The sequence below is a fragment of the Baaleninema sp. genome (assembly GCF_049974805.1).
Taxonomy (GTDB): Bacteria; Cyanobacteriota; Cyanobacteriia; order Cyanobacteriales; family Geitlerinemataceae; genus Baaleninema.
In genome coordinates this window covers 1-9904 of record NZ_JBNGCO010000145.1, presented here as the reverse complement: position 1 = coordinate 9904, position 9904 = coordinate 1, and the positions used below count along the sequence as shown (strand labels likewise).

Genomic DNA, 9904 nt, shown 5'->3' with positions numbered 1-9904 from the left:
GCCTTCTCGCCCGTGCGAGATTTGCGATCGAACCGGCAACTTCCACAATAATCGCTCATCTTATTAATATAGTTCGCCGAAGCAGCATAAGGCTTCGTCGATAAAATCCCACCGTCAGCAAACGTTCCCATCCCGATGACGTTGGTTTGCATCACCCAATCGTAAGCATCAACAAACGCCGAGTGAAACCACTGTTCCACCTCTTGCGGAGACAGTCCGGCGATAGTGGCAAAATTCGCTAAAACCATCAATCGTTGAATGTGGTGGGCGTACCCCGTGCGTTCCGTTTGTCTCAAAACTTGCCGAATACAATTCATCTGAGTTTTATCAGAATCCCAGAAAAATTCCGGCAACGGAACCTCGTTTTCAAACCAATTCTTTTGCGCGTACTCTTCCCCGAGAAAACCGTACAGCCCTCGCATATATTCTCGCCAACCGAGAACCTGGCGAATAAAGCCTTCGACCCCCGCTAAATCCAAATTGCGATCGCGATACGCAGTTTCGGCGGCGTCGATAACCTCCTTCGCATGCAACAGTCCGAGATTGAGATAGGGAGAAATCAACGAATGCCACATCGTCTCTTCCCCCGTCACCATCGCATCTTGATAAGGTCCGAACGTGGGAAGCCTGCGATCGCAAAAATCCTCTAACACCTGCAACGCCTGCGATCGTGTCACCGCCCAGCCAAACGGTTCCATCTCCCCGTAAGCCACATCCAACCCCCGAACCTGTTCCATCACCGCCTGGGTAATTTCGTCCGGTTCAAATTCCAGCGGCGTCGGCGGATGGAGTTCCCCCTTCGGCGGCTTGCGATTTTGCTTGTCGTAATTCCACTGACCTCCCTCCGGTTCGCCACCGTCCATCAAAACGTCAAATCGCTGGCGTCCGCGACGGTAAAAGGTTTCCAGCAACAGCCGCTTTCGCCCTTTCGCCCAGTCTGCAAATTCCGCCGCCGTCCAGAGAAACAGGTTATTTTCGACAATCGACAGAGAACCGGGTAAATCGGGACGTTGCAGATACCGCGAAAACGGGTAATCGTTCGGTTCCATTACCCGCACTTCCTCGAGGTGGTTCTCGCGAATCCACTCCCGCAGCGGCGTCTCGAAATCCTCGCTAACGCGATAGGTGACGTTCCATCCCGCTTGTTTCAACTCTTCGGCGAAATGACGCATCGCCGACCACACTAAAACCAGTTTTTGACGGTGATAGGGTCGCTGCTGGGCGAAATTCAGAGACTCGATGAAGAGAACTGGGATGTCTGAAGGCGTCTCGAGAGTCGCGAGGGCGGTGTGTTGAAGGGAAAGCTGATTTCCGAGAATCCAAATACCGAAGGTCATAAAGAAGAATTGCTAAACTGTGAGTGCAATTGGCATCACTGCCGACTCGCACCGAAAAGGACGGCTCGATCGATTTTATGTCTGAGGCATCTCAATTCCAGAACGTCCGCGAAACCCCGATTTGGCAACAGGTACTCGATACCCTACGCCAACCGACATCGGTGGGAATTGTTATATCGGTAGGACTCCACGCGATCGCGCTCGTTTCGATTCCTTTATTATCATTGGATTTAGGGTCTCAGGAAGAGGAAACTCTCGACGCCAACCTTGTGGAACTGACGGAGCAAGACCTCAGCCAGTTCGCCCCCCAAGCCACTCAGGACTTTAGCTTTCCGTCTTATGAGTTCGACGAGGAGAGTTTGTCGGGTTTACCGTCTCTGTCGGGACAACCCAGTTTTCCGCCCCCGCCGCCAGCGGATTCGACGGATGAGGGGAGTTCCTCGCGGTGGGACGATTGGAGTTATTGGGACGAGTCCCCCTCCAGCGATACCGATCCTTATTCTGGCAGTTACAGCGATCGCTATTCGGGCGGTTACGGCGACAGTTACAGCGACAGTTACGGCAATACTGACTATTGGGCGCAGTACCAGCAACAATGGCAAGACTGGCTCGATCGTAACGCAGTGGGTCAGCCGCCGTCTCCAACCACGGTTCCCACGGAACCAACGCCGCAAGAGTTAGCCCAGAAGAAGAAAGCGATTCCCGATGGGGGACAGCCAGCGGGAGAGGCTGAAGGAGAAGGCGCAACGTCTGGTGAAACTTCTGGCGAAACTCCTGGCGCAACGTCTGGTGGAAGCGACAGCGGACAGGGATACGCCGAAGGGATGGAAGCCCTCGAGTTATATTACGCTTGGGTGCGGAAACTGTTCGAGGTCGATCCCGCCTTAGAGGGACAAATCGATATTTGGGAACATCAAAATCCCCAGTCTCAGGAGGTTTTGCTACCTTCGCAACAGGCGTTTCAAGAGTTGGTCGATGGCGTTCCTTCGGTGTGGGTGGGGGTTCTCGTGGATGCAGAGGGGCAACTGATGAACGTTACGGTGGAAGAGGGTCAAAACCTGGCGTTGACGGCGCTTCCGCCCCGTCGCAACCCTATTTTGCAACTGGCGTTGCAAGAGGAACTCCTCAAACAAATCGATTTTCCGGAAAGCGATCGCCCTAAAGCCTATTGGTTCGAGGTGAACTTCCGCATCCGGGGGGCTGACGGCGATACGGAAAACACCGACGAGAAAGGATCGGGAACTTCTACGCCGCCGCTGAATTCGCCACCGATGCAACTGGCTCTCCAACAGGCGCAAAAGTTGGAGTTAGCTGAGGAATCTCAACAACGGTGGTTGGCGTATTTGACGAATTTCGAGGAAATGCCCCGTTTGCTGGAGGAACCGCTTTCGCCGATTCGCGTTCCCCTGTCTTATCCGCCGGATGTGGAACCTCCCGCTGAACCGCCTCGGACGGTGTTTGCTGTGGTTCTCGACGCGCAAGGGAGTTTGATTGAAGATCGCGTGCGTCCGTTAGTATTAACGGGGGTCGATCGCCTCGATGAGAGAGCGGTGGAAGTTCTGCGCGAAAACGCCCCCGAGATTCCGATTACGGGTGCGACGACGGCTTATATTTTTACGGTGATATTCGTACCGGAAGGGGAAATGACGACACCGGAACCGACGCCTTCTCCTTCTCCCGATGGCGAACCGTTACCGATGAAGAAAAAACCGCCGATTCAGTGATTTGATCGCTCTGGCGCCAGATCCCCGGCATCTCCAAGATGCCGGGGATCTACACTGAGAGATAGACGGGTTTTAAAGGTTTTATCGAATCCAAAATTCAGGTAACTTATCCGGGTGCATCTCAAAAATGTAAATTTATCAGATCGGAGTCTTTATCCTGAATTGAGCTGTTGTTGGGTTTCGCTATCGCTCCACCCAACCTACGGCAAACTCATATTTTTACATCCATTGAGATGCACCCACTTATCCCAACCGATCTAAGGCTCTTTTGGCAGATTTGCGTAAATCTTCCGCGTCTTCAGTGGCGGTAGTTCCCGCTTCGACTTTATCGAGTTGGTTGAGAATATCTTGAAGGATACTCACGAGTTGGGGACTGTCGGGATTATTGGCAGCGATCGACTGCCAGCGGGAGGTAAGTTCCTTGGCACGATCGAGTGCCATCACGGAATTTCGTTCGTTTTCTAAGCGAATTTTGGCTGTCGCGATATTGCTTTTATACTCTGCCAATTTCGTCTGCGCTTCCACGTAACTGGGATTATCGGGGGGAATACTGTCGAGACGAGAAATGGCATCTTGCCACAAACTGACGATTTGTTCCCAAGTGGCTTCATTGTGAGGTGGATTTTGCGACATTTGCGCCGCTTGCAACGCGAAAGCTTTCGCGCCGTCGAGGAGGCTTCCGCTGCGTTGGCTTCCCGCCGCCGTTCCCACCACCGCTTGGAAATCCCGTCGCGCCGCTTCCAGTTGGAGTTGTGCCGATCGCCCCGCCAGGGTTGGGGAGGGAATCTGAACCAGGCGATCGATCGCCCCTTGCCACTGTGCGATCGCCGCCGATCGCTCTTCTCCACTTTGCGCTTGCTGGTGTTGCTGTTTCGCCGCCTCCAAATCCGCGATCGCTTCGTTTAACCCAGTTTGGGCGTTGTTTTCCTGAAATAACTTCGCCTCCATCCGCGCCACTTGCTGCCGCGCCGCTTTAAACTCATCGTAAGTAAAGCGCCAAGTACAGCCGAATAGCGTGCAGTAGGCTTCGGGATAGTATCCCAAAAACCACACCGGGAGTTTGTCGAGATGTTTTTGGGCTTGAGTGACTTTCTCGGTGCCGAGTTCCAAATCGGCGGCGCTAGTGGCTTGATTAACCAGTTGGTCCGCTTGTTCGACGAGTGCCACCGCTTCCCGATAGCTGTGGTCCATACTCAAGAAACTGGGCAGCAACACCATCGGCATGGTTTTCGCTACCGGACGGCGAATCATAGGATAGGGCAAATTGGCGATATAGACAAAGCCGACGCTACCCACCGCCAGAACCGCCACCCATTTCAATTTAGAAAAAAGTCCGGGGGGACGGTTGGCTTTGGCCGCCCGTTGAATTACGGTTGGGTTAAAGTCGGGATAAATATCGGTGATGGCGTTGGTAATTTCTGTCTCGCTGGCGAATTCACCGGACGCGAACCGCATTTTTTCCAAACGTTTGATGACGATTTGGCGACGCACGCGATCGGCGGCATCGTTGGGAGTTTGTTGGTCGAGTTCTGTCCGTAAAATTTCGTAGGATTGATCGCTCAAACGACTCATAGCACTGGAGAGAGTAACAGTTATTTCTAGTATCGCCTCTGAGTTTTCCCCTCGTCACCCTCGCGACTTTCGGGTAAAAATTAAGTTTTGAGTCCGTACTGCCAACTCTGCTGTTGGTACTGTTAAGTTTTGCCTGCGATCGCCCTGAAAGTTGGCGATCGACCTTCACGATCTGCGTTCGGACATGCCAAAATCGGCTAGAAGTCGTTGTCCGTCTTCACAGCCATCTCCCGTGCAACCGAATTATGACGAATTCAGACAATACGCAAATTCCCGCTTTCGCGAACAATCCCAAGCGATTTCTTGAAATTCAAGGCGCACCGGGGCAGTTGGTTCGCGGCACGATCGTACCGAACTTCGGCGGTAAAACCACGGTTCGCATCGAAAAAGATCGCCTTCACGAACAGGCGCAAATCGGCTCGGAACGACGGGAAACCTTTACCCCCATTGCTGCGGTGGATTACGTGGGAGTTTACGAAAGTTCGATCGGCATTTTGCTGATTGTGGGTTTGTTGTCCCTGATGGTGGGACTGGGTTTGATACTGCTCGATCCGCTGCACTTTAAAACTTTGGCTTGGGGATTTTGTTTTGGGTCGATTATTTTAACGATTTTATACTTTTTTATTAAATACAAATATTTAATTATTGCCAGCCAGCGCAATACTATTATCGTCTTTTGTACGAAGTCGGCTTACGAATACCGTCAGTTTTCAATTACCGTCCTCGACGTGGCGCGAGAATTAACGGGGCGTCCGAGAACGACTTCGAGAAAATCCCCGCGATCGAACCCGAAACCGCCATCGCCGTAAAAGAGAAACAGGAAAAGAGAAACAGGGTTCGATCGCGATCGCGGAATAGCCTTCCCCTCCAAGATCCCCGACATCTCCAAGATGTTGGAGATCTCAAAGTCAGCGCCGCCAACCTTCGCGCAAACGTGGTATTTTGAGTTGGCTCGAAACCGAAGACTGTCGTTTGGCCGATGCGTCCCTTTCAACGTCGGTGTATCGAAGTCAGCGCGTCGGCCTAGCCAAATTCACGACAGGCGGTTGAAATGGAGAGACAAAACGCGATCGAACTCGACTTCGATAGTTGAGAGTCGATCGCAGAGATATCGCGAATTTAAGGAACAACGACAATGCAACAACGTGGTGTTACGGTTTGGTTTACCGGTCTCAGTGGTGCGGGGAAAACCACCATTAGCAAAGCAGTAGCAGAGCAGTTGCGCGATCGAAACTGCAAATTAGAAGTCCTCGATGGCGATATCGTTCGCCAAAACCTCACGAAAGGTCTCGGCTTCAGCAAAGAAGACCGCGACGAAAACATCCGACGTATCGGCTTTGTCGCCCACTTATTAACCCGCAACGGCGTTATCGTGTTAGTCTCGGCGATTTCTCCCTATCGCGCCGTTCGCGAAGAAGTCAAAGAACGCATCGGCGATTTTGTGGAAGTCTTCGTCAACGCGCCGCTAAACGTCTGCGAAGATCGCGACGTGAAGGGACTTTACAAACGCGCTCGCTCCGGTGAAATCCAAAACTTCACCGGAATTAGCGACCCCTACGAACCGCCGACGAATCCGACGGTGGAATGTCGTACCGATTTAGAATCGGAAGCCGAAAGCGTCGATAAAGTCTTAAATACCCTCAAATCGATGGGATATCTCATCGAGGACTAACGGAAATTCCGATCCCTTTCTCCTCCGTTTCTCAACTCGCCAGTTGAGAGATTCCCCCGAGCCGCGTTGCATCCAACGCGGCTCTCTGTCTCTCTGTCTCTCTATCTCTCTGTGTCCTCTGTGTCTCTGTGGTGCATCGCCCAAACTCGGCTCCTACCACATTTTATTGATTTTGTCAATAATCTCGCTCCTCTTCCGACGCCCCACCGAGGAGAGAATCGGCATCTTCCGGAGAACTTTCCTCGAGTGGAATTTCGAGATCGGTGTTGGGAAGAGCGGTATCGAGATCGATGGTGTTATGAGAAACCGGGGGTTCTGAAGAAGTTTCCGTTTGCAAGGGGGGCGTAGCGTCCCGCCGCTGAATTTGGATTTGGTGCAGTCTCGGACCTTCAGCGGAAATCACCTTAAGTTCGAGATTGTCGAAATTCATGGCTTCGCCCACCTGGGGAATTTTCTGCATTTGATAAATGAGAAAGCCGCCGAGGGTTTGATAGTCATCGATGATGGGAAGTTCGAGATTGAGCAGTTCGTTGACTTCTTCGAGGTGTAGTTGCGCTTGAACGACAAAAGTGCGATCGTCGAGCATTTTGACGCTGACATCTTCGTTATCCTCGTCTTCGGCACTTTCCCCAATAATTTCAGCAATTAAATCTTGAATGGCGATCAGTCCCGCCGTTCCCCCGAATTCGTCTACGACCATCACGATCGGTTGGGTCGATCGCTGCAACAGGGGCAACAACTCGCTTAAAAGCGTATATTCGGGAACGAAGCGCACCGGACGCACCCAAGGACGAATAGGCGTTTCGAGAGTCATTTGTCCTTGAGAGAGGGGTTCGGCCAGTTCCTTGAAATGTACGATTCCGCGCACGTCATCGAGGGATTCGCCGATGACGGGATATCGAGAATGGCCGCTGCGGGCGACTTCTTGCAGGAGTTGGCCGAAGGTGGCATCGCTGGGGAGTGCCGTGATTTGGGTGCGCGGGATCATCACTTCTTCAGCGGAAACGTCGCCAAACTCGAAGATATTGGTGAGAAGTTCTCGTTCTTCGGCTTCGAGGCCGGTGGATTCCCCTTCCAGGGCGATAATGCGTTGGAGTTCTTCGGGGGTGACGCGGTTCGACCAGCTGCGATCGACATTGCGAATTCCCACCAGTCGCAGCAGCCAGCGGGTGGATTGGTTGAGAACCCACAGGAAGGGGTTGAACAAGCGGGCGATGGCCAAACTCGGCGGCCCGAGGAGGCGGGCTAACTGTTCGGCGTAGAGTAAAGCTAAGGATTTGGGACAGAGTTCGCCGAGGACGATTTGCAGGTACGCCACCAGAAGGAAGGCGATGGGAATGGCGAAACTGTGGGCGAGGAAGCTGCGGGTGGGATCGGAGAGGGGCAACGCCATCAACCCCGAGGCCACGAACAGGGCCATGGTGCGTTCGCCAATCCAACCGAGGGCGAGGCTGGAGAGGGTGATGCCGAGTTGGGTGGTGGAGAGGAGTCGATCGATATCCCGTTGCAGGGCTTGGACGGTTTTGGCGGGAACGTCGCCAGAATCGACGAGTTGGTCGATACGCGATCGCCGCACGGACACCATTGAAAACTCGGCCGTGACGAAAAAGGCGTTGATGGCGATGAGTCCGAACACCGACAGCAAGCGTAACGAGACTGCTTGGGCAGTCAACTGCACGCGATCTTCGGCCAGTCCCCAGGCTGGGGCCGCTGCGAGAACGCCGACGATGAGGGCGAGGAACAGAAGATTCGAGTTAGACTGCGCGATGGCGCCAAGGGAGGCGATCGCGCGATTTCGTGGAGATCGATCGGTCGAGGGTGTCCCGAGAGGGTTCATTAGATCTGAGGGCGATTTCGGTCTTCAGAAGGGGTAGGAAACTCGCCGCTAGAGTTCATCGCCGACAACCTCGTTGGAACCGACACCGATTTGGGACTCCACTTGTTTGAGAATTTCGGATTCTGGAACGAATTGCACGGTTCCGTTTTGCGCCAATCCTTCAGGGCGGTTGCTGGCAAAGTTACCGTTCGGACGGAAATCGGGCTGCGTCACGCCTTTGAGGGCTTCCCGTCCCAGGGAAAATCCCCATACGGCACTGAACACCCCCGCGCCCACCATCAGCAGCAGCAAGGCAATTGTAAGAACGACTGTAAAGTTGATTTTCATTGCCGGATTTCGTCTTGGATGCCCTCGTTGGTGCAGTTCGGTTATCTCGGTTATACAGTTCTATCATAGTCGCCGAACAAAATACCTGCCGCTTAAGAATCCGCTAGAGACCTCGACGGCCGTTCTCACGTTTTGCCGAAGAATGGGGTACAATTGAAAGAAACTCTGGGCGGTTGGCCGAGCGGTTTAGGCAGCGAACTCATAATTCGCCTTAGGCGGGTTCAACTCCTGCACCGCCCACTTGATTTTTACCGAGAATCGATGTTCGAGAATCTTTTTTCGAGGAGGGTTCGATCGATCTTTCTCCCTCGAGTTGTTGTTGGCAACAACCCGAGGGTAACGCTATCCGAGAAACGGTTCGATCGACTCAATCGAAAATGAACTCGCTCCCGCGAACCGGGGGATTTCCACCCGTTCGGTTGAGGGTGTCGAGGCTGCTGTCGAAAGGATTGATTAAATCGGGCGTGCGGAGGTAGGGATCGCCCTGCATTTGCTGCGCCATCACATCTCGATACAACTCGTAGAGGAGTTCGCCATCCTGGGCGATTTCGTTTTCCGTCCACGAGAAGAATAGCCCTTCAATTTGGCGTCCGATGCTGCGGTTGGTAAAGAAGTCGCGATCGTGTTCGAAGTAGGCGCGATTGAAGGCTTCGGGAATCGTGAGAGTTCGCAGGCGTCGCGTTTCGACACCGGGAACAGTGGCTTCGCGATCGCTCAGTTGAGCCACGCTAGTTTGAGAAAATCCGAGGGTTGCGGCGACTGCGATGCCGATCGCACTGGTTAAACCCGTCCAACGGTTCATGGGGCGTCACCTCCAAGTTGCTGTTGATGCGCGTTCCCGTGCGCCGCCAGACGGCGCTGGGTCGTTTCGCTGTTTCGATGGTAGCTTACTGAACCCCCCTTCACAGGACAAAACCCCAGTTTCTCCCGCGAAACTAGGGTTTTCGGATCTTGACGTGGCGATCGGACAAAGCACGACGCTCAGGCGATCGCTGGTTCGATCGATTCTAGTCTTTCCAGTGGATGCACATTCCCGGGCAAGAATCGATCTCGTACTGGATATCGTCTTCGTCAGCACCAGCGGAGTTATGCACCTCAGCCAAGTTCTCCTCATCCATTTGGAAGACTTCGGGCAGGTTGTTAGCGCACTGCATGCAGCTCGTGCAATCTTCTTTCTCTACGTAAACTTCTCTAGCCATGGGTTCTCCTCATTTATGACCGTTCTCGATAATACCAAAACTCGAGCATATTTTTATAAAACTGTGTAGCGATAAAAATATTTGCGCATAGCCCAGAAAAGCATGATATAATTAGAAATTTTGGACAAATACCGTCATAGGGTGCCGTGACGGGGGCGGAAAATGTTGGGAAAATTCGCAAAATTGACATACTCGCCGCCTTAAAAGAGCGGCGATTCTCCAGACCTCACGGTTTG

The 9904-nt window shown here is 53.0% G+C and carries 9 protein-coding genes and 1 tRNA gene; 4 read left to right on the top strand and 6 right to left on the bottom strand.

Going from position 1 to position 9904, the window contains the following annotated elements; all coding sequences use genetic code 11:
• On the bottom strand, nucleotides 1-1337 hold a 1337-nt coding region (locus ACP5D4_RS19535), incomplete at its 3' end, for a cryptochrome/photolyase family protein (RefSeq protein WP_428013287.1).
• A gap of 77 nt (nucleotides 1338-1414) precedes the next feature.
• Here ACP5D4_RS19535 and ACP5D4_RS19530 point away from each other — a divergent pair.
• On the top strand, nucleotides 1415-3061 hold the full coding sequence (locus tag ACP5D4_RS19530) for a hypothetical protein (protein WP_428013286.1): 1647 nt from the start codon (nucleotides 1415-1417) through the stop codon (nucleotides 3059-3061).
• Nucleotides 3062-3304: 243 nt separating this feature from the next.
• Here the strand turns inward: ACP5D4_RS19530 and ACP5D4_RS19525 are convergent, their stop codons facing one another.
• Nucleotides 3305-4633 (bottom strand): hypothetical protein, encoded by a 1329-nt coding sequence (locus ACP5D4_RS19525; RefSeq protein WP_428013285.1) that lies wholly within the window; start codon nucleotides 4631-4633, stop codon nucleotides 3305-3307.
• Nucleotides 4634-4878: 245 nt separating this feature from the next.
• On the opposite strand from ACP5D4_RS19525, the gene ACP5D4_RS19520 reads away from it, so the two are divergent.
• Together ACP5D4_RS19520 and cysC are read left to right on the top strand one after the other, a co-directional pair.
• Complete coding sequence (locus ACP5D4_RS19520; RefSeq protein ID WP_428013284.1) at nucleotides 4879-5442, top strand: hypothetical protein; 564 nt, start codon at nucleotides 4879-4881, stop codon at nucleotides 5440-5442.
• Between the two features lie 326 nt (nucleotides 5443-5768).
• Nucleotides 5769-6305, top strand: coding sequence for an adenylyl-sulfate kinase (gene cysC / locus ACP5D4_RS19515; RefSeq protein WP_428013283.1), 537 nt, complete (start codon nucleotides 5769-5771; stop codon nucleotides 6303-6305).
• Between the two features lie 175 nt (nucleotides 6306-6480).
• On the opposite strand, the gene ACP5D4_RS19510 is transcribed toward cysC, so the two are convergent.
• Nucleotides 6481-8142, bottom strand: coding sequence for a hemolysin family protein (locus ACP5D4_RS19510; RefSeq protein ID WP_428013282.1), 1662 nt, complete (start codon nucleotides 8140-8142; stop codon nucleotides 6481-6483).
• 48 nt (nucleotides 8143-8190) lie between these two features.
• Entirely contained in the window at nucleotides 8191-8469 is a 279-nt protein-coding gene (locus tag ACP5D4_RS19505) for a hypothetical protein (RefSeq protein WP_428013281.1), read from the bottom strand.
• Between the two features lie 167 nt (nucleotides 8470-8636).
• On the opposite strand from ACP5D4_RS19505, the gene ACP5D4_RS19500 reads away from it, so the two are divergent.
• Nucleotides 8637-8709 (top strand) — tRNA-Ile (locus ACP5D4_RS19500).
• 127 nt (nucleotides 8710-8836) lie between these two features.
• Here ACP5D4_RS19500 and ACP5D4_RS19495 read toward each other — a convergent pair.
• Nucleotides 8837-9271, bottom strand: coding sequence for a hypothetical protein (locus ACP5D4_RS19495; protein ID WP_428013280.1), 435 nt, complete (start codon nucleotides 9269-9271; stop codon nucleotides 8837-8839).
• 205 nt (nucleotides 9272-9476) lie between these two features.
• Nucleotides 9477-9668, bottom strand: a complete 192-nt coding sequence (locus ACP5D4_RS19490) for a ferredoxin (RefSeq protein ID WP_428013279.1) — start codon at nucleotides 9666-9668, stop codon at nucleotides 9477-9479.
• Between the last annotated feature and the right edge of the window lie 236 nt (nucleotides 9669-9904).

Bases quoted from the DNA above. Each gene is read 5' to 3' on its own strand.
- ACP5D4_RS19530 (WP_428013286.1), top strand. From the start codon at position 1,415: ATGTCTGAGGCATCTCAATTCCAGAACGTCCGCGAAACCCCGATTTGG.
- ACP5D4_RS19525 (WP_428013285.1), bottom strand. From the start codon at position 4,633: ATGAGTCGTTTGAGCGATCAATCCTACGAAATTTTACGGACAGAACTC.
- ACP5D4_RS19520 (WP_428013284.1), top strand. From the start codon at position 4,879: ATGACGAATTCAGACAATACGCAAATTCCCGCTTTCGCGAACAATCCC.
- cysC (WP_428013283.1), top strand. From the start codon at position 5,769: ATGCAACAACGTGGTGTTACGGTTTGGTTTACCGGTCTCAGTGGTGCG.
- ACP5D4_RS19510 (WP_428013282.1), bottom strand. From the start codon at position 8,142: ATGAACCCTCTCGGGACACCCTCGACCGATCGATCTCCACGAAATCGC.
- ACP5D4_RS19505 (WP_428013281.1), bottom strand. From the start codon at position 8,469: ATGAAAATCAACTTTACAGTCGTTCTTACAATTGCCTTGCTGCTGCTG.
- ACP5D4_RS19495 (WP_428013280.1), bottom strand. From the start codon at position 9,271: ATGAACCGTTGGACGGGTTTAACCAGTGCGATCGGCATCGCAGTCGCC.
- ACP5D4_RS19490 (WP_428013279.1), bottom strand. From the start codon at position 9,668: ATGGCTAGAGAAGTTTACGTAGAGAAAGAAGATTGCACGAGCTGCATG.